Origin of the sequence: Citrobacter sp. Cf116 (assembly GCF_030336505.1) — a bacterium.
GTDB lineage: Bacteria > Pseudomonadota > Gammaproteobacteria > Enterobacterales > Enterobacteriaceae > Citrobacter > Citrobacter freundii.
On sequence record NZ_JAOWEQ010000024.1, the window covers coordinates 105,782 to 125,753 of the forward strand.

At 52.5% G+C, this 19,972-nt stretch carries 18 protein-coding genes and 1 tRNA gene; 11 read left to right on the top strand and 8 right to left on the bottom strand.

The window, feature by feature from the left end; all coding sequences use genetic code 11:
* Positions 1-142: 142 nt before the first annotated feature.
* Positions 143-373 carry a SymE family type I addiction module toxin gene (locus OGV74_RS01725; protein ID WP_286520188.1) on the bottom strand — a complete coding sequence of 77 codons (231 nt, stop codon included), beginning with the start codon at positions 371-373 and terminating at the stop codon, positions 143-145.
* Positions 374-501: 128 nt separating this feature from the next.
* Here OGV74_RS01725 and OGV74_RS01730 point away from each other — a divergent pair, with 128 nt between their 5' ends.
* Positions 502-663, top strand: coding sequence for a YlcI/YnfO family protein (locus OGV74_RS01730; RefSeq protein ID WP_071701125.1), 162 nt, complete (start codon positions 502-504; stop codon positions 661-663).
* 10 nt (positions 664-673) lie between these two features.
* Here OGV74_RS01730 and OGV74_RS01735 read toward each other — a convergent pair whose 3' ends face one another.
* The 3 genes from OGV74_RS01735 to OGV74_RS01745 all read right to left on the bottom strand — a co-directional run bounded on the left by OGV74_RS01735 (position 674) and on the right by OGV74_RS01745 (position 2,089).
* Positions 674-1,081, bottom strand: a complete 408-nt coding sequence (locus tag OGV74_RS01735; RefSeq protein WP_048241889.1) for a hypothetical protein — start codon at positions 1,079-1,081, stop codon at positions 674-676.
* Entirely contained in the window at positions 1,068-1,907 is an 840-nt protein-coding gene (locus OGV74_RS01740; RefSeq protein ID WP_286520195.1) for a hypothetical protein, read from the bottom strand. Before OGV74_RS01740 ends, OGV74_RS01735 begins: the two co-directional genes overlap by 14 nt.
* Before the next feature lie 87 nt (positions 1,908-1,994).
* Positions 1,995-2,089: transfer RNA gene (locus OGV74_RS01745), tRNA-Sec, on the bottom strand.
* A 291-nt stretch (positions 2,090-2,380) separates the two neighbouring features.
* On the opposite strand from OGV74_RS01745, the gene OGV74_RS01750 reads away from it, so the two are divergent.
* The 9 genes from OGV74_RS01750 (at position 2,381) to OGV74_RS01790 (ending at position 12,454) form a co-directional block, all read left to right on the top strand.
* Positions 2,381-3,763, top strand: a complete 1,383-nt coding sequence (locus OGV74_RS01750; RefSeq protein ID WP_086504688.1) for a glycoside-pentoside-hexuronide family transporter — start codon at positions 2,381-2,383, stop codon at positions 3,761-3,763.
* 10 nt (positions 3,764-3,773) lie between these two features.
* Positions 3,774-6,092: an alpha-xylosidase gene (gene yicI / locus OGV74_RS01755; protein WP_086504687.1), complete on the top strand. Its 2,319-nt coding sequence runs from the start codon at positions 3,774-3,776 to the stop codon at positions 6,090-6,092.
* Between the two features lie 322 nt (positions 6,093-6,414).
* A complete protein-coding gene (locus tag OGV74_RS01760) occupies positions 6,415-7,968 on the top strand; it encodes a BglG family transcription antiterminator (RefSeq protein ID WP_003024005.1) in 1,554 nt (517 codons plus the stop codon).
* 26 nt (positions 7,969-7,994) lie between these two features.
* Entirely contained in the window at positions 7,995-8,465 is a 471-nt protein-coding gene (locus OGV74_RS01765; RefSeq protein WP_003024008.1) for a PTS sugar transporter subunit IIA, read from the top strand.
* Between the two features lie 19 nt (positions 8,466-8,484).
* On the top strand, positions 8,485-8,805 hold the full coding sequence (locus tag OGV74_RS01770) for a PTS fructose transporter subunit IIB (RefSeq protein ID WP_003844521.1): 321 nt from the start codon (positions 8,485-8,487) through the stop codon (positions 8,803-8,805).
* A 26-nt stretch (positions 8,806-8,831) separates the two neighbouring features.
* Positions 8,832-9,923 (top strand): PTS fructose transporter subunit IIC, encoded by a 1,092-nt coding sequence (locus OGV74_RS01775; RefSeq protein WP_086504686.1) that lies wholly within the window; start codon positions 8,832-8,834, stop codon positions 9,921-9,923.
* 11 nt (positions 9,924-9,934) lie between these two features.
* On the top strand, positions 9,935-10,786 hold the full coding sequence (locus OGV74_RS01780) for a class II fructose-bisphosphate aldolase (protein ID WP_086504685.1): 852 nt from the start codon (positions 9,935-9,937) through the stop codon (positions 10,784-10,786).
* Positions 10,787-10,866: 80 nt separating this feature from the next.
* Positions 10,867-11,727, top strand: coding sequence for a ketose-bisphosphate aldolase (locus OGV74_RS01785; protein ID WP_003024018.1), 861 nt, complete (start codon positions 10,867-10,869; stop codon positions 11,725-11,727).
* 49 nt (positions 11,728-11,776) lie between these two features.
* Entirely contained in the window at positions 11,777-12,454 is a 678-nt protein-coding gene (locus OGV74_RS01790) for a D-lyxose/D-mannose family sugar isomerase (protein ID WP_086504684.1), read from the top strand.
* A 42-nt stretch (positions 12,455-12,496) separates the two neighbouring features.
* Here OGV74_RS01790 and OGV74_RS01795 read toward each other — a convergent pair whose 3' ends face one another.
* On the bottom strand, positions 12,497-14,206 hold the full coding sequence (locus tag OGV74_RS01795) for an AsmA family protein (RefSeq protein ID WP_286520205.1): 1,710 nt from the start codon (positions 14,204-14,206) through the stop codon (positions 12,497-12,499).
* Positions 14,207-14,327: 121 nt separating this feature from the next.
* Positions 14,328-15,719, bottom strand: coding sequence for a xanthine/proton symporter XanP (xanP, locus tag OGV74_RS01800; RefSeq protein WP_003024026.1), 1,392 nt, complete (start codon positions 15,717-15,719; stop codon positions 14,328-14,330).
* A gap of 225 nt (positions 15,720-15,944) precedes the next feature.
* On the opposite strand from xanP, the gene gltS reads away from it, so the two are divergent.
* Positions 15,945-17,150 carry a sodium/glutamate symporter gene (gene gltS / locus OGV74_RS01805; protein ID WP_003024029.1) on the top strand — a complete coding sequence of 402 codons (1,206 nt, stop codon included), beginning with the start codon at positions 15,945-15,947 and terminating at the stop codon, positions 17,148-17,150.
* Between the two features lie 42 nt (positions 17,151-17,192).
* Here the strand turns inward: gltS and recG are convergent, their stop codons facing one another.
* Positions 17,193-19,274 (bottom strand): ATP-dependent DNA helicase RecG, encoded by a 2,082-nt coding sequence (recG, locus tag OGV74_RS01810; protein WP_286520207.1) that lies wholly within the window; start codon positions 19,272-19,274, stop codon positions 17,193-17,195.
* 5 nt (positions 19,275-19,279) lie between these two features.
* Complete coding sequence (gene trmH / locus OGV74_RS01815) at positions 19,280-19,969, bottom strand: tRNA (guanosine(18)-2'-O)-methyltransferase TrmH (RefSeq protein WP_040231564.1); 690 nt, start codon at positions 19,967-19,969, stop codon at positions 19,280-19,282.
* Between the last annotated feature and the right edge of the window lie 3 nt (positions 19,970-19,972).

A 19,972-nucleotide genomic window follows, 5' to 3' on the forward strand; every position in this document is an offset into this window, starting at 1 on the left:
CCAGGAGAGTAGGCCGGATAAGCACAAGCGCCATCCGGCACCAGGTGAACCTGTAAGTAACGCTTACAGGTTCAGCCGTACTTCACTGGAGAGTCGCCAGCGTGCTCTCAATTCTGTTCAGCTTCTGATTTGCCTCTTGCAGCTAATCCTGCAATCGTTGTTCCTGCTCGCCGTAGACCATCAGGACGATACAGCCGTTCATCACTTTTACGCTAATCTGTTGCCCGGTATCAAACCCTGCCGCACGGAGCCATTTGCCGGAAAGAATAATTTTGGGTGTAGATTTGTCGAAAACATTCGGGCGATATCCCACAATTACCGAACGCTCGGTTCCGGATTGGTCGCTGTCTGGGGTAGAATGTGAATCAGCCATAATCAACTCCTTGATAGTTGGTGAGGTTAGACGCCCTTTAGTGTGACAGCACTGCTGGGCGTTACTTAATTTTAGATTCCGTGTGGTAGGTACCACATGTGTATAAACTAGCCTAAGTGGTACCTACCATGCAAGAGAAAAAGAAACCAAATTTTGACCGCACTAAAAGCACAATGAAGAACATCCGCTTTGAGGATGTTCTTCTGGAGCAGATCGAGAAGGCTGCAGGGAAAGGGAATTTTAGTAAGTGGGTGAAGGAGGCTTGTATAGAACGGTTGAGGAAAAGTTAATGCTATTACTTCATTGAATAAGATCACTTTCTAGTTTTTTGGCTGCCAAACCATCAACAAAAAATCTATAGGATGCGTAAATAAATAAAATTATTTGTCCTATTCCAATAGGAATAGATGGTTTTATTAATAATAAAGTATATAAAACCAAGCTGGGCCCAACTCCTGTCAAAAAAACTTTTGCAATGTACCATTCCCAACCTTCTCTTTTTTTATTTTTTGTTGTTGATATCAATACAGAAGATAAAAACGTTAAGGATTGTCCAAATATAATAAAACTTGCTATGGACCAGTCACTGCTAAGTATTATTTCTTGCCATTTTTTTTCTGATGCCTTTACTATAATCATCAAAGTAAATGGAACAACTACAAATGCATAGGCCGCTAATAAACTCTTTAAATGCTTAGAATAATTCATGCTTAGCCTCATCACTTGATATTATATCCTCAACACTTAAAATAGTTGCTTTTTTTATTTCTGTTTTCTTTTTTGTTTTATATGCTTCGATTTTAACAATTGCAATCATACAGTGTTTAGCTGTGATTACAGGGAACTGCCCTGTTTGATATTTGTTTAGCCATGGTTTATCTTCCATGAATGCTAAATACTGTTTTCCTGTTGTTCGACTACGAACGAGCCACTGCGAATCCCCAAAATTAACAGGCTTGATGATGTCTAAATAATCTTTAACTGTATGTATTATATATTCTCCTTTTAGTTTCATTTCCTCAGGTAAAACTGAGAGCCTCATTCTTGTATTAAGATAATAAACATTATCATCACTACCTGTTTTATGGCCTATTTCGACTGTTTCATTTTTTTCTAAAAGCTGATTTGCAGTTGCAATATCTGAGACTACTTCTGTAAATCTTACTCTATCTATATGAGGCGATATCTTATTGCACTCATTCTTAATTCTTATTTCTTGGTTCTCTATCAATGACTCAATCTTATCAGTTGAATCTAAGTTTTCTAGATCAATAAGATCATTAACTAAATTCATTGATTGTCGGTTAATAAAACTCCCAAATCCATTTGCTATAGAACCTAAAATTGATTTTATTGAACCTCTTTCAATATCAGAAAGTACTAAATCGTAGTTAATGTCAAGATCTAATGTTTTTGCTAATAAATTTCCGTATTTTTTCTGCGCGGAAATATATAGTGCCATCGCTGTAAATATATCTTCTGGTCTTTTTCTTTCTGCATTATAATCTATCTTTATACTAATTTGACTTTCCATGTTCGATCCAATAATAAAAGCACATTGTTTATAGTATAAACATAAAGACGTTTGTCTAGGGAAAGTATAAATAAAATATGAGAATTTTGGCGGAAGATCACAGGAGTCGAACCTGCCCGGGAACGCTGGCGCCCCCAACTGGATTTGAAGTCCAGCCACCTCACCGGAGATGACGATCTTCCGCGCCTCGATTGCTACATGGAGGCGGGGCGCATTATAGCTACTTCCAAACGTTTCCACACCCCCTCACTCACTTTTTTAACTTCCGTTTATCTATACCATGACCAGTTTCATATAAATCCTCAATAAATCCGTTAGTTACATTTCATCACATTTTTTCGACGCTACCCCGATCACAGAAAACAAGAATCGTAATTTGATAACGAGATATCGGAATACCCGCGCTCACAGGGATGGTTTACAAGAACTGTAACCGGTATCAGTGCGTGTGAAAGTGCTAACAAGGATGCGTAATGAAAAGTGAGATTTTGTCCGTTAAAGAGAAGATTGGCTACGGAATGGGCGATGCTGCCAGCCACATTATCTTCGATAATGTCATGTTATATATGATGTTCTTCTATACCGATATTTTTGGTATTCCGGCCGGATTTGTCGGCACCATGTTCTTACTGGCGCGTGCGCTGGATGCCATCTCAGACCCTTGTATGGGGCTGCTTGCCGACCGTACCCGGTCGCGCTGGGGGAAATTCCGCCCGTGGGTGCTGTTTGGCGCGCTCCCGTTTGGTCTGGTCTGTGTGCTCGCCTACAGCACGCCGGATCTCAGCCTGCATGGCAAAATGATTTATGCCGCAATCACCTACACGCTGCTGACCCTGCTTTATACCGTGGTGAATATTCCCTACTGCGCACTGGGCGGTGTTATCACCAATGACCCCACGCAGCGTATCTCCCTGCAATCATGGCGCTTTGTGCTGGCGACGGCGGGCGGCATGCTCTCCACCGTGTTGATGATGCCGCTGGTGGATCTGATTGGCGGCGAGGATAAAGCGTTCGGCTTTCAGGGCGGGATTGCCGTGCTCTCGGTTGTGGCGTTCCTGATGCTGGCATTTTGCTTTTTCACCACCAAAGAACGCGTGGAAGCGCCGCCGAGCAGCAACTCAATGCGTGAAGACCTGCGCGACATCTGGCAGAACGATCAATGGCGCATCGTCGGCCTGCTGACCATTCTCAACATCCTTGCTGTCTGCGTACGCGGCGGGGCGATGATGTATTACGTCACCTGGATTCTGGGCACGCCAGAAGTGTTTGTCGCCTTCCTTACCACCTATTGCGTCGGCAATCTTATCGGCTCTGCGCTGGCAAAACCGCTGACCGACTGGAAATGCAAAGTCAGTGTCTTCTGGTGGACCAACGCCGCGCTGGCGGTCGTCAGTCTGGCGATGTTCTTCGTACCGATGCACGCCAACATCACCATGTTCGTCTTCATCTTCGTGATTGGTGTACTGCATCAGCTCGTGACGCCAATTCAGTGGGTCATGATGTCCGACACAGTGGATTACGGCGAGTGGTGCAACGGAAAGCGTCTGACGGGGATCAGCTTTGCGGGCACGCTGTTCGTACTCAAGCTGGGTCTGGCGCTTGGCGGGGCGATGATCGGCTGGATGCTGGCGGGCGGGGGCTACGACGCCGCAGCGAAAACCCAGAACAGCGCCACCATTAGCATCATCATCGGGCTGTTCACCATTGTTCCGGCTATTTGCTACCTGCTGAGTGCCGTGATTGCCAAACGCTTCTATACCCTTAAAACCCCGTATCTGACTGAAATCATGAGCCAACTGGCTCAGGGTGCGCGCCGCAATCAGCAGGATTTTACGACGAAAGAATTACAGAACTAAGGAACCGACAATGAAAATTAGCGATGGAAACTGGCTGATTCAGCCCGGTCTGAACGTGATTAACCCGATTCAGGTATTCGAGGTCGAACAGCAGGGTAACGAGATGATTGTCTACGTTGCGCCGCGCGATGTGCGCGAACGTACCTGGCAACTGGATACCCCATTGTTTACCCTGCGCTTCTTCTCGCCGCAGGAAGGCGTGGTAGGTGTGCGTATGACGCACTTCCAGGGGGCGTTGGATACCGGTCCGCATTACCCGCTAAATGTGCTGCAGGATGTGAAGGTCGAGATGCAGAACACCGCTGAATTTGCCGAACTGAAGAGCGGTAACTTGAGCGTGCGCGTGACTAAAGGTGAGTTCTGGTCGCTGGACTTCCTGCGTAACGGCGAACGTATTACCGGCAGTCAGCTGAAAAATAACGGCTACGTGCAGGATACCAACAGCGGGAAAAACTATATGTTTGAGCGCCTGGATCTCGGTGTCGGGGAAACGGTATATGGTCTGGGCGAACGCTTTACCGCACTGGTGCGTAACGGGCAAACGGTAGAAACCTGGAACCGCGACGGCGGCACCAGCACCGAGCAATCTTACAAGAACATCCCGTTCTATATCACCAACCGCGGTTACGGCGTACTGGTGAACCATCCGCAGTGCGTGTCGTTTGAAATCGGCTCTGAGAAAGTGTCGAAAGTGCAGTTCAGCGTGGAAAGCGAGTATCTGGAATACTTCGTTATCGACGGCCCAACGCCGAAGGACGTGTTGAACCGTTATACCCAATTCACTGGCCGTCCCGCGCTGCCGCCTGCCTGGTCGTTCGGCCTGTGGCTGACCACGTCGTTCACCACCAATTATGACGAAGCGACGGTCAACAGCTTTATCGACGGGATGGCCGAGCGCAATCTGCCGCTGCACGTTTTTCACTTTGACTGCTTCTGGATGAAAGCCTTCCAGTGGTGCGACTTTGAGTGGGATCCGGTGACCTTCCCGGACCCGGAAGGCATGATCCGTCGCCTGAAAGATAAAGGGCTGAGGGTTTGCGTGTGGATCAACCCGTATATCGGGCAAAAATCACCGATTTTCAACGAGCTGAAAGAGAAGGGGTATCTGCTCAAGCGGCCGGATGGTTCCCTGTGGCAATGGGATAAATGGCAGCCGGGCCTGGCGATTTATGACTTCACTAATCCGCAAGCCTGTGAGTGGTATGCCAACAAGCTGAAAGGTCTGGTGGATATCGGCGTTGACTGCTTCAAAACTGACTTTGGTGAACGCATTCCTACTGACGTTCAGTGGTTTGACGGTGCCGATCCGCAGAAAATGCACAACCATTATGCGTACATCTACAACGAACTGGTGTGGAACGTGCTGAAAGAGACTGTCGGTGAAGAAGAGGCGGTCCTGTTTGCCCGTTCAGCTTCGGTCGGCGCGCAGCAGTTTCCGGTGCATTGGGGCGGCGACTGCTATGCCAACTATGAATCGATGGCCGAAAGCCTGCGCGGCGGGTTGTCCATTGGTCTGTCCGGATTTGGCTTCTGGAGTCACGATATTGGCGGCTTTGAGAATACCGCCCCAGCGCACGTCTACAAGCGCTGGTGTGCGTTCGGGCTGCTCTCCAGCCATAGTCGTCTGCACGGGAGCAAATCCTACCGTGTGCCGTGGGCGTACGATGACGAATCCTGCGATGTGGTGCGCTATTTCACCGAGCAGAAATGCCGCATGATGCCGTACCTGTATCGCGAAGCGGCGCGCGCCAATGAGCTCGGAACGCCGATGATGCGCGCAATGATGCTGGAGTTCCCGGACGATCCGGCATGTGATTACCTCGACCGCCAGTACATGCTGGGCGATAGCGTGATGGTTGCGCCGGTGTTTAGCGAGGCGGGTGATGTGCAGTTCTACCTGCCGGAAGGACGCTGGACGCATCTGTGGCGTAACGACGAGGTGTCTGGCAGCCGCTGGCATAAGCAGCAGCATGACTTCCTGAGCCTGCCAGTCTACGTGCGTGAGAACACCCTGCTGGCGCTGGGCAGCAATGACCAGAAGCCGGACTACGCCTGGCACGAAGGAACCGCGTTCCAGCTGTTCCATCTGCAAGATGGCCGGGAAGCGGTGTGTGAAGTACCTGCGATGGACGGCTCGGTTATCTTCACGCTGAAGGCGACGCGTGTAGGTAATACCATCACTGTGAAAGGGAATGGTGAGGCACGTAACTGGACGCTGTGCCTGCGTAATATTCAGAAAATTGGCGGCATTAAATGCGGGTCGCATATGGACAGTGAGCTGGGTGTAGTTATTACTCCACAGGGCAGTGAGCTGACGATTACCTTGTAAGCATGTGTCGACGTGGTGCCGGATGCGTTTTATCCGGCCCACGCTGCGAGCAACATTCCAGATCTGAAAATCCAAAACATCCTGAATTAAATTTTTATCTCTGCATATTTGCGAGCGGTATCACTCTGATTCGCGCGAAAAATGTGATCTGCGCCGTAAATATCTCACTATTTCCTCTTTTTGTCTTATTTCTGTCCGGATTACTGGACACGATTTAGTATTGTTGACGCATCGTAGTCCTCTTATATTTATCATCACGGATTACACGTGGAGCATAAGCGCTTCTTTAGCTATTTAATCTGGTGTGTGATAAGGGTAAATAATGCAAATGATTACCTCGCGACAAAACAGATTATTAAAGTTTCTTCTGTCTAAGAAGGAATATGTCACGCTGCTGAAAATTGCCGAGTATTTATCTGTTTCAGAGAAAACTGTGCAGCGCGATCTGCGCTTACTGGAACCATGGTTATCAGAATGGAAAATAACCATCGATAAACGTGCTGGTGCTGGGGTGATATTAAGTTCCGATAATATTACCGACCTTTTATATATGGATCAGTTATTAGGATCGGAAGGTGATGATACTGACGGCATGATGAATAATTCACGGCGAGTCAAGATAGCCTCACAATTATTAAGCGAAACGCCGCATGAAACGTCGATCAGTAAATTATCCGAACGTTATTTCATTAGTAGCGCATCGATTGTTAACGATCTGAAAGTAATTGAATCCTGGATTACCCCACTTGGCCTGTCGTTGATTCGCAGTCAGAGCGGCACGCATATCGAAGGCAGCGAGAGCGGTGTACGCCAGGCGATGGCGTCGCTGATTAACGGCGTGATTAACCATAATGAACCTGGTAACGTGGTTTATTCACGCCTTGACCCGGGCAGTTATAAAGCCTTAGTGCATTACTTTGGCGAAGAAGATGTTTTATTTGTCCAGACGTTATTGCAGGAAATGGAGAACGACCTGTGCTGGTCTCTGGGCGAGCCTTATTACGTCAATATCTTTACCCATATTTTGATCATGATGTACCGCATCACGCGGGGCAATGCGCTGCCGAGAAAAGATGAAAATATCACCTCATGTGACGAGAATATTTTTTCCATTGCCAGTCGGATGATTCAACATATTGAAAAACGCATTGCCCACCCGCTGCCGGAAGACGAAGTCTGGTTTATTTATCAATACATTATCTCTTCCGGCGTGGTAATTGAAGAGCATAACGACGTGAGCGTGATTGGCCATATGCACTCCAGCGACGAAGCGCGTTTGATTACCCATCGGTTGATTGCCTCCTTTGCCGAGATGGTCGACAGCGATCTTAGCCAGGACACGGCGCTTTATGACGGATTGCTGATCCACATTAAGCCGCTGATTAACCGCCTGAACTACCAGATCCGCATTCGTAATCCGCTGCTGGAGGATATTAAAGGCGAGTTGCAGGACGTGTGGCGTCTGACCCAGTGCGCGGTGAATCGGGTGTTTAGCGGTTGGGGCGAGCGGCCCGTGTCGGAAGATGAGGTGGGATATTTAACCGTGCATTTTCAAGCCGCAATGGAGCGGCAGATAGCGCGTAAGCGTGTGCTGCTGGTCTGCTCAACCGGTATTGGCACCTCTCACTTACTCAAAAGCCGTATTCTGCGCGCCTTTCCGGACTGGACTATCGTCGGCGTGGTATCGGCAGGCAGCCTGCCCTCCGTACTGACTGACGATATTGAACTGGTGGTATCGACGATAAATTTACCTGCCGTTGCTATGCCGGTCGTGTATGTCACCGCCTTTTTCAATGATGCAGATATTAAGCGGGTAACAGAAACGGTTATTACGGAAAAATTACATCGGGCGACGTCGCTGGTCGTCGAAAATTAATGTCTGAACTCCATGAGGTATGATTGATGGACATCACGAAAATACTCAATACAAATCGCGTTATTTTGGACATGAAGGCCACAAACAAAACGGAGGCTATTGAGGAACTGACGGATATTCTGCAGAAAGATGGGGCAATTAGCTGTCGGGAAACGTTTATTCAGGATGTCTGGCAGCGTGAATCAGAAGGCTCGACCGGCTTCGAAAATCATATTGCGATCCCGCACGGGAAATCCTCGGCGGTGGTCAATACCACGCTGGCAATTGGGCGTACCCGCCAGGATATTCCCTGGGAAACCCTGGATGGCAGCAACGTGCGCTGCATCATTCTGTTTGCCGTACGTCTTGAAGATCAAAACACTACACATATTCGTCTGCTTTCGCAGGTTGCCGGCGCGTTGGCGGATGACGACATTATTGAACAACTGTTAGTCGAAAGCAGTCCACAGAAAATTATTGAGCTTTTTAGCCAATATGCTGAATCCAATGTCTGCTAAATAAAAAGTGGAGCATGTTATGAATATTGTTTGTGTTGCCGCCTGTACGGCGGGTATTGCGCACACCTATATTGCCCGTGAGAAGCTAATTAAAGGTGCTAAAGCGCTTGGTCATAATATAAGAGTTGAAACCCAGGGAACTATCGGCACGGAGAACGAACTGCTGACAGAGGATATTTCTGCAGCTGATGTCGTAATTCTTGCTGTTGATGTCAAAATAAAAGGGGAGGAACGATTTTCAAATAAACGCATCGTACGAGTGAAAACCGAAATCGTCATAAAATCGCCAATTCAGTTTCTTGAAAAGGTCGAAAAATCATTAGTTAATAATAACCAGTAGCGATCCTCATTCTGGAGGGGTTTCACATGAGTGAAAATAAAATTCCGCTATCTCAGGAAATAAAAAGACATTTATTAACGGGGATTTCGTGGATGATCCCGTTAATTGTCGCCGCCGGGATCTGTATTGCTCTCGGGCAAATACTTGGCGGCACTAACGTGGGTGAAAAAACAGGAACCATACCCTGGATGCTCAACCAGATTGGCGGCTGGGGGATGGGGTTAATCGTACCGCTGATCAGTGCGGCGATTGCGTACTCCATTGCCGATCGTCCCGGATTTGCGCCGGGCCTGATTGTCGGCTTTGTTTGCGGCGAAATTCATACCGGTTTTATCGGCGGGATGCTGGGCGGGTTCCTGGTCGGTTATACCGTACTGCTACTTAAGCGCTATATCCGTTTGCCACAGTCGATGCAGGGGCTGATGCCCATCATGGTGTTGCCGGTACTGAGTACCGTCATTGGCGGCCTGTTGATGATGACGCTGATTGGCAAGCCGATAGCCTGGCTGCAGGACGCGTTGATTCATCTGCTGGAGTCCATGCAGGGCGGATCCCGCTTTCTGATGGGCGCTATCCTCGGTGCGATGGCGACATTCGACTTCGGCGGACCGGTGAATAAAACCATGTCGCTGTTTGCTGACGGCATGCTGGTCAGCGGTGTGTACGGTCCGGAAGCGGTGAAGTTTGTTGGTTCGATGATCCCTCCGTTCGGCATTACGCTCTCTTTCCTGCTGACGCGTCACAAATACACCCGTGCGGAGCGCGAGGCGCTGAAAGCGGCATTCCCGATGGGGATCTGCATGATTACCGAAGGGGTCATTCCGATCGCAGCGCGCGACCTGTTGCGCGTGGTGGGCTCTTGCGTGGTGGCCTCGGCGATTGCGGGCGGCCTGATTATGGCGTGGGGTGTCGAAAGCCCGGTACCGCACGGCGGCATGTTTGTGGTTCCGCTCTTTACGCATCCGCTGCTGTTTTGCCTGGCGCTGGGGATCGGCACGGTGATTTGCGGTGTCATGTTGTCGCTGTGGAAGAAACCGGTGACCGAGCGTGACGAAGAGTTTGATGAACTCAGCGATCAAAAACTGAAAGACGAAGAGATCACCTTCACCCTGGAATAACCGGAGGCCGTATGTTTGCCGATATGAAAAGCATGGTGACGAAAGCCTGGCGCGAGCAGTACGCGCTGCTGGCCATCAACTGCATGAACCTGGAAAGCGCCCGCGCGGCGGTTCGGGTGGCAGAGAAACACCGTGCGCCCATCATTCTGAATCTGTATCAGGGGCATCTGGAGCATTTTCCGGCCCCGATAGCGGCTGCGGTCGTCAAAACGCTGGCAGAGGAAGCCTCAGTACCGGTCGCGCTGGCGCTGGATCATGGAAAGGATCCTGTACGCATTCGTCAGGCTTTTCGCGCCGGATTCAGCGGGTTAATGATCGATGCCTCCGCCTTTGCGCTGGAGGAGAACATTCGCCAGACCCGGGCAGTGGTCGAGCTCGCAGCCAGCGTTTCTCTGTGCGTGGAAGGCGAGCTGGGCCATCTGGCCGATGCTCCGCGCTATGACCATGTGACTAACGTGGATTTGATGACTCAGGCCGCCGACGTGGAACCCTTTATCCAACAGACCGGGATCGATTTGCTGGCGGTGTCGGTGGGTACGGCACACGGCATGTACGCGCCGGGTATCACACCTGCTATTGATTTCCTGCGGCTGGAGGAAATAGCCCGGTTATCAACGGTACCTCTGGCACTGCATGGCGGCAGCGGGACGCCGTTTGATCAGCTACAGCGTTGCCCGACGTTTGGTGTCGCCAAGATAAACGTTGGTGCGGCGGTTTTCGAAGCCGGAAAGGCTGCGCTACTGCATACCCTGTGTCGTGACACATCCGGTGAGCTCGTTGATGCCCTGGCCCTGATGGAGCAGGCCTGCGAGGAAGCCATTATTCCGTACCTGCAGGCCAGCGGCGCTATCGGCAAAGCCTGATTCATTTTCTGTAACGCCTTCTATGCCTCTGCGATGACGCACTGGCAGGGCTTTCTACACCCTGAAACTGGAGAATTAACATGTTAGTTTCGATGAAAGAATTACTGCAACCTACTCGTCAGCACGGTTTTGCTATCGGCGCATTCAACGTGGCGGACAGCTGCTTTGTACGTGCAGTAGTGGAGGAAGCGGAAGCGACCAATACCCCGGCGATTATCTCTATTCACCCCAGTGAACATGATTTTGTCGGCGATGCGTTTTTTAGCTATGTCCGCGATATCACTCTGCGTAGCCCGGTTCCCTTTACTCTGCATCTGGACCACGGCGCTTCGGTTGAGCATGTGCTGCGGGCGATTCAGTGTGGGTTTACCTCGGTGATGATTGATGGCTCGCTGCTGCCGTATGAAGAGAACGTGGCGCTGACCCGTGAAGTGGTCAAGCTGGCGCATGCGGTAGGTGTTTCTGTGGAAGGGGAGTTGGGTACGATTGGTCAGACCGGGACGTCAGTGGAAGGCGGCGTGTCGAAGGTTACTTATACCGATCCTGCTCAGGCAGAGGATTTTATCGCCCGAACCGGTGCAGACACGCTGGCGGTGGCGATTGGAACCGCGCACGGGATCTACCCAAAAGGGATGCAGCCAGAGCTGCAAATGAACATCCTGCGCGACATCGCCGGGCGTGTGGATATTCCGCTGGTGCTGCACGGTGGTTCCGCGAACCCGGATGCGGAAATTGCCGAATCCGTGACGCTGGGTGTTGGCAAAATCAACATTTCCAGCGATATGAAATACGCCTACTTCCAGAAAGTCCGCGAAATCCTGGCGAAAGAAACCTGGTGGGACCCGAACGTAATCTACCCAGAAGCCATTAGCGCCGCGCGGGACGTGATCCGCCACAAAATGAAATTGTTCGGTTCAACCGGCAAAGCATCACTTTACTAACGGCATGCAGGCGGGGCGACCCGCCTCTTTCGCAACAAGGAAAAGTGGAATGAAGCGTTCACATATTAATTATGCCGTCGATAAAGCGCATGCCATCGCCGAGACTTTTCGGATCTGTCTGCCTGATTTTGCGTATTTTACGATCGATGCCTGGCGGCAACAGGAGCAATCTCTGTGGCGTGAAGTGCGCGATCTCCAGCTGGGCTGGGATATTACTGACTTTGGGCGTGGAGATTTTGCGCAAACGGGACTGACGTTACTGACGTTGCGCAATGGTCTGATGGGGTCAGCGGATTACCCCAAACCGTACGCCGAAAAGATGCTGCAAATTCAGCAGGATCAGCAAACGCCATGGCATTTTCATCGCCATAAAATGGAAGATATCGTGAATCGCGGCGGCGGTGACTTATGTATGCAGCTGGCATGGGCCACGCCTGATGACGGGTATGACGCACGGCGTATTGTTGAAGTTAGCGTCGATGGTCAGCGGCGTACCGTTGACGCTGGCGAGACGCTGGTATTGAAACCGGGACAGGGGGTGTGCCTGCCGCCGCGCTTGTATCATCGCTTTTGGGCGGAGAAGGCGTTCGTGCTGGGCTGGGAAATCTCGATGGTCAATGACGACCAGCATGACAACCACTTTCTGGAACCTGGCGGTCGCTTCCCGGCGATTGAAGAGGATGAGCCGGTGAAGTGGCTGTTGTGCAGTGAATATATTCGTTTATGAGCGTGAGTAAGCCCGGTAAGCGAAGCGCCACCGGGCAATAAATTATTGCGCAGGTGGTGGTGCTGTGACTTCACTCCCTGAAACCACACCCGCCTGCATAGTCTGCGTGAGCTGCTGTTTCTCCACGTTCACCGCATGCAGTTGCCCGCTGACCGTTGGCTTGAGCGGCGCATCGGCCTGAATATTGCCGCTGGCGGTAAGCTGAATATTACCATCACCGGAAAGCGGCAGTGCGGGCCAGCCCCACTGCTGCAGGATCGTCATTGGCACGCCGCGTCCGTTCAGGCTGATCTGAGCCTGGCGCTGAGGCAACTGCGAAATGCTGGCGGTGGCCTCCAGCAGCCCTTTTTCCGTATAGGCGCTCAGTTCGCTGATATTGATGGTGCTGTTGTTCGCCGTCAGCGCCAGCGAAGGACGACGTACATCTGTGCGGTTAAAGGTAGCAGCAGCGGCGTTGAGGGTGGCGCTCCCGCCCCAGATCCCCCACTGATTGTTCTGTACCAGCCCGAGGTTAGCGCCGTAACCGTCAAGCGCGGTGAGCTGCCACGGGAAACTCGGGTCGATATCAATTACCAGATTGCGGCTGGCGCTGAATTTCTTCAGCGTCAGGCTGTTTAGCCATGTTGGCAGAGGTTTCATCCACTGCTGCTTCCAGTTTTCCGGCAGCGTGTATTCCAGACCGGCAATCGCGGCATCATCGAGGACCAGCGCTTTGTTGCTGCGTAGCCAGTTTCCGGATGTTCTGACCATACCGCCTTCCCAGCGGGTGGTGAACTGGCGCAGCGCAATGCCCTGTGGTGAGAACTCGGCGTTCAGAATCGGGTCGAAGAAGTGCAGAGAGCCGTAGATAAACTCGCTGGCGTTCATCGACAATTTTCCTTCCTGAGTTTGCCAGTCGTCCTTGCTGAAGGTCATGTTGCGCAAGCTCAGATCGAGATCCGTCACCGCCCAGTCAGGGCCTTGCAGACGGGCATCCGTTACTTCCAGACGACCAATTTGCAGGGAAGGAATGGTGCTTAACGGGGCAAAAAAGTCGGCCAGCGATTTGTCGCTTTGCAGCCGGATATCGTTCAGGCGCAGATTCTCCACTAACCAGCTCCCGTCGGCATTGCGTTGCGCTACGCCGGTTAATGCTCCACGCGCCACGTCTGCGCCAATATTGCTAAGCGTCACCCGGTCATGGTCAATGCTGCCTTCAATCAAGACGTTGGTGGTCGGGACATCGTTGAGCGTCAACGAACTGGCGCTGAGCTGAATTTGCGCTTTGCTGCCGAGAATTTTACCTGCCTCAGGGCTCCAGGGGATGACACCGCCGTTAACGCGCTGGGCGCTGAGGTTCCACTCGCTACCGGGGCTGTTAAGCGCCATATCCTGCAATTGCAGGCGATCGGCCTGAAACGGCAACGGCGCGGTTTGCTGGGAAAGATTCAGCGTGCCGTTTTGCAACAAAATGGTGTCTACGTGCAGCGGGTCTGTGATTTGTCGGCTACTGAGTCCAATATCGACCGTTTTGGCGACCAGCGTGGCGGGCTGACCATCCCGGCCAAAGGTGACGTTTTCCAGCAGAATATGGGAAGGGGAAGAAAACCGGTGATCGATGGCATCAAAGGCCAGATGGTAGCTGCTGTTCTGTGAAACCCAGGCGCTGACGTGCTCTGCGCCCCAGCGGGTTTGCAGTAGAAAATAAAGGCCGAGGATCGCCACTGCAAGGGCGATCAGCACGTAAAGAAGCAGCTTTCCAATAAATTTCATGGTCTTCCATCCCGCGAAGTGCACATAGTCAAGTTATGCACGATTTAGACGCAATGCTCAAGGCGGGAATGGTGAAAGAGCGTTACAGCGGCGTTGATTCAGAATCAACGCCGCATTTTGCTTATTGCTTCTCTGGCGGGAACACTAGGTTCAGAACGATAGCGGTAATACCGCCTGCGGCAATGCCGGAAGAGAGCAGGTTTTTCACCCAGTCCGGGGCGAACTGCAGGATCAACGGCTGCTGGGAGACGCCCAGGCCGACGGCCAGCGACAGCGCGATAATCAGAATCGCGCGGCGGTTCAGTGGCTCGCGGGACACAATACGCACGCCGGATGCGGCGATAGTACCGAACATTACCAGCGTTGCCCCGCCCAGTACTGGCTCAGGAATATGCTGTACAAAACCGCTAACCGCCGGGAACAGGCCCAGCGCGATCAACATCAACGCCACCACAAAACCGACGTAGCGGCTGGCAACGCCCGTTAACTGAATAACCCCGTTGTTCTGCCCAAAACAGGAGTTCGGGAAGGTGTTGAACACAGCGGAAACAAACGAGTTCAGGCCGTTCGCCAGCACGCCGCCTTTCAGGCGTTTCATATACAGCGGACCAGAAACCGGCTGCTCGGAGACATCAGAGGTGGCCGTAATATCGCCGATGGTTTCCAGCGAGGTGATCATAAAGACCAGCATCAGCGGCAGCAGTAAACTCCAGTCGATACCCAGGCCATAATACAGCGGCGTTGGCACCATTAGCAGGTCCTGGCTTACCGGTGCGGTATTTTGCGGCAGCATGTCCATAAACCAGGCCAGCAGATAGCCTGCCGCCATCGCAATCACCAATGACGCAACACGCAGGTAAGGGTTGCGTTGACGGTTAAGCAGGATGATTAGCGCCAGTACCACGCCTGCCAACAGTAAATTCTTCGGTGCACCAAAGGTGTTGTCGCTCATTGCGGCATAGCCACCACCAATTGATGTCAGACCCACCTGAATCAGCGACAGGCCGATAATCATCACCACCACGCCTGAGACCAATGGGGTAATGATCCGCCGCGCCAAATGCAGTACGCGTGAGATAACCATCTCGGTGCAGCTTGCCAGCATCAACGTACCGAACAGCGCCGCCATCATGGTTGGGACATCTGCGCCACCGGTTTTTAGCGCCGTACCGCCCATAATCAGTGGCGCAACAAAGTTAAAGCTGGTGCCCTGAATGGATAGCAGCCCTGAGCCTACCGGCCCCCAGGCTTTGATCTGAATGATAGAAGCTACGCCGGAGGCGAACAGCGACATACTGATAATGTGTTGAGTATCCTGAGCCGGTAAACCAAGCGCCTGGCAAATTAACAGAGCGGGAGTAATTACCGCGACGAACATGGCCAGCAGATGCTGACAGGCGGCAAACAAGGTCTGGGCTAACGGGGGGCGATCTTCAAGACGGTAAATCAGTTCACTGTTGTGAGTCTGCGCAACCGGTTGCGCATTTGTTGACTCTACGGCGTTAACGGACATCAGAGGCAATCCCATGGTGGAAAAGCGGTGATTTTATCTGACCAGGGCAGAAAAGCAAACGTTTGCTAGCAGGTATTCTTAATATTTAAAACGGATAAACAAACATTTTTATATAACTTTTCATCATTTTCTGCTTAAAATCCACCCCGAAAACTCAATAAGAGCTAAAAATCGGTCTGGAATGCATCGTGCGTGATTGTGCTAAACGCACTAATGGAGCTGTAAATGTTTTATCTCGATACGTTATCAACGCTGGTTGCGGCAACCCTTGTGTTGCTGCTGGGACGTAAGCTCGTCCAGTCTGTTTCCTTCCTGAAAAAATACACCATTCCCGAACCCGTAGCGGGCGGCCTGCTGGTGGCGATTGCGCTGCTGGTGCTGAAAAAAAGCATGGGTTGGGAAGTTAACTTCGATATGACCCTGCGCGATCCGTTGATGCTGGCCTTCTTCGCCACTATCGGTCTGAACGCCAATATCGCCAGCTTGCGTGCTGGCGGCCGCGTGGTGGGTATTTTTCTGATTGTGGTTGTTGGCCTGTTGCTGATGCAAAACGCCATCGGTATTGGTATGGCGACCCTGCTGGGTCTGGACCCGCTGATGGGTCTGATCGCTGGCTCGATCACCCTCTCTGGTGGACACGGAACCGGGGCCGCATGGAGCAAGCTGTTTATTGAACGTTATGGCTTCACCAATGCGACTGAAGTGGCGATGGCTTGCGCGACGTTTGGTCTGGTATTGGGTGGGCTGATTGGCGGCCCGGTGGCACGCTATCTGGTCAAACACTCCACCACGCCAGACGGTATGCCGGACGATCAGGCTGTGCCGACCGCATTTGAAAAGCCGGACGTCGGACGCATGATCACCTCACTGGTGCTGATTGAAACCATCGCGCTGATCGCTATCTGTCTGACGGTGGGTAAAATCGTTGCGCAAATGCTGGTTGGAACGGTACTGGAACTGCCGACCTTCGTTTGCGTGCTGTTTGTTGGGGTGATCCTCAGCAATGGTCTGGCGCTACTGGGCTTTTACCGGGTGTTCGAACGTGCGGTTTCTGTGCTGGGTAACGTTAGTCTGTCACTGTTCCTGGCGATGGCGCTGATGAGCCTGAAGCTATGGGAACTGGCTTCTCTGGCCTTGCCGATGCTGGCAATCCTGGTTGTGCAGACCATTTTCATGGCGCTGTATGCGATATTCGTTACCTGGCGCATGATGGGTAAGAACTACGATGCCGCTGTGTTGGCTGCCGGACACTGCGGTTTTGGCCTCGGCGCGACGCCGACGGCGATTGCCAACATGCAGGCGATTACCGAGCGCTTTGGGCCATCCCATATGGCGTTTCTGGTGGTGCCGATGGTGGGGGCATTCTTTATCGATATCGTCAACGCGCTGGTGATTAAGCTGTATCTGCTGTTACCGATTTTTGCGCAATAACGGCTGTGCGGCGGGGTAACATCCGCCGCCGCTATGAATCGACTATACGTTGGAGTAGCGTTCGGTTTCCGGCATCCAGCGCTCTATTAGCGCCACGGCCTGTTGCGGATAGCGTTCGTGAATATGGCGAGCAATGCGCTGAACTTCCGGGATAATCGCCTGATCACGCAGTAAATCTGCGACCTTGAATTCTGCCGTTCCGGTCTGGCGAGTACCTAACAGCTCGCCGGGGCCGCGAATCTCTAAATCTTTTTGCGCAATCACGAACCCGTCGTTGCTGTCTCGCAGAACCTGCAAGCGTTTCTGCGCGGTTTTAGACAGCGGTGATTTGTACAGCAGGACGCAGTGGGAGGCCACCGCGCCACGGCCTACGCGGCCACGCAGCTGATGCAGCTGGGCCAGGCCCAGGCGCTCCGGGTTTTCAATAATCATCAGGCTGGCGTTTGGCACGTCCACGCCCACTTCAATCACCGTGGTGGCAACCAACAGATGCAGTTCACCCTGCTTAAAGGCCGCCATTACTGACTGCTTCTCGGCGGGCTTCATACGGCCGTGTACCAGGCCAATATTGAGTTCTGGCAGCGCAATCTTAAGCTCTTCCCACGTTGCTTCTGCTGCCTGAGCTTCTAACAGATCAGACTCTTCAATCAGCGTACAGACCCAGTATGCCTGGCGCGCTTCGTGGGTACAGGCGTTGCGCACGCGATCAATAATATCGCTGCGGCGGGTATCCGGAATGGCGACCGTGGTGACCGGGGTACGTCCCGGTGGGAGTTCATCAATTACTGAGGTGTCGAGATCGGCATAGGCGGTCATCGCCAGCGTGCGCGGGATTGGCGTGGCAGTCATGATGAGCTGGTGCGGGTGGAAACCCTGCTGCTGACCTTTTTCCCACAGCGCCAGACGCTGATGCACCCCGAAGCGGTGCTGTTCGTCGATGATAACCAGTGCCAGACCGTTGAACTGAACCTGTTCCTGGAAAATTGCATGGGTACCGACAATCATCTGCACCTGACCGCTGGCGATGGCTTCCTGTTGCGCCAGACGCGCTTTGCCTTTCTGCTTGCCCGCCAGCCAGCCCACTTCAACGCCCAGCGGTGCGAACCAGCTGCGGAAGTTATTCGCATGTTGTTCAGCCAATAATTCGGTGGGGGCCATCAGCGCAACCTGCTTCCCATGTGCGATAGCGCGCAGGGCGGCTAACGCCGCAACCAGCGTTTTACCGGAGCCGACATCACCCTGTACCAGGCGCATCATTGGGACATCCAGTGCCATATCACGTTCGATCTCCGCGGTAACGCGAGCCTGTGCGCCAGTCGGTTTAAATGGTAGCGCCGCCAACAGCTTATCTTTCAGCGCATTGTTTGCGCTCAGCGGCTGGGCATGAAAACGCTGCGCCCCGGCGCGTAATGCCAGCATGCTGAGATTATGCGCCAGCAGTTCTTCGAGAATCAGACGTCGCTGCGCCGGATGTTGTCCTGTTTCCAGATCGCTGAGTTGCAGCGACGGTGGAGGGCGGTGCAACGTGCGCAGTGCTTCGGGCAGGCTCATCATGCCCTGTAACAGCTCTGGCGGTAGCAGTTCGGCAATGGCGCAAGTATCGAGCAGATCCAGTGCCTGATCGGTCAGCTTGCGCAGCGTGGCCTGCTTCACGCCTTCGGTAGTCGGATAAACAGGGGTCAGCGTTTCCTGTAATTCCGGCGTGCTGAGATCGCCCTGCACACGGTATTCCGGGTGGATCATCTCTGCGCCGTATTTCCCGCGTTTGGCTTCACCGTAGGCCAGCACCCGGCGACCGGTGGCTAGGCTGTTTTTCATTGCTGCGCTGAAGTTGAAAAAGCGCATGGTGAGAATGCCGGAGCCATCGCTGATCTGACAGGTCATCATCCGGCGACCGCCGAAGGTGATATTGCAGTTCAGCACTTCGCCTTCAACGGTGGCATAGACGCCCGGCAGTAGTTCGCCAATTGGGTACAGATGGGTACGGTCTTCGTAACGCAGGGGGAGGTGTAGCAGGAGGTCCTGTACGGTGTGCAGGCCAATTTTCGCCAGTTTACTGCTTTGCGCTGCGCCAACGCCGGTCAGAGAGTTGAGTGGGATGGCATCCAGTAAACGGCCTTTCATCGCGTTTATCTCGCAGATTGCATAGTGGCCCACCACGTTGCATCGGCTTCAATTTCGCCCTGCGTGTTTACGTGAGGGTAGGGAAGACCTTTGCGCTTAGCGACATTCGCCAGCACCGGATAACCGCCTTCAAACAGTAAGCGCTGCTGCTCGTCTTGTGGCAGCATGCTGTTTTCTCGTCGGTACATCCCAGCGTTTTGCCGCTGGCGTTGTGCTTCGTACAGAATCAGCGCGGAGGCGACCGAAACGTTCAGCGACTGCACCATGCCAGTCATGGGAATGATGATGTCCTGATCAGCCAGATCCAACGCTTCCTGAGTGATGCCGGTTTTCTCCTGGCCCATCAGGATGCAGGTGGGGCGCGTGTAATCAATCTCGCGAAAATCCACGGCTTTATCTGACAGATGAGTTGCCAGAACCTGCATGCCGCGGTTTTTTAAATGTGAGACCGCATCGCCAATAGTAAGGTGAGTTTTCACCTGCACCCAACTGTTGCTGCCTGCGGCAGAAGAGGCCATGGTGCGCATACGACTACCCGGCCAGACGGCGTGGACTTCATGCACGCCGACCGCATCTGCAGTACGAATGATAGCGGAAACGTTATGAGGTTTGTGGACCTCTTCCATGCAGACGGTCAGATCGGGCTGACGACGTGCGAGCATCTCGCGGATACGTGCATAGCGCTGTTCATTCATAAG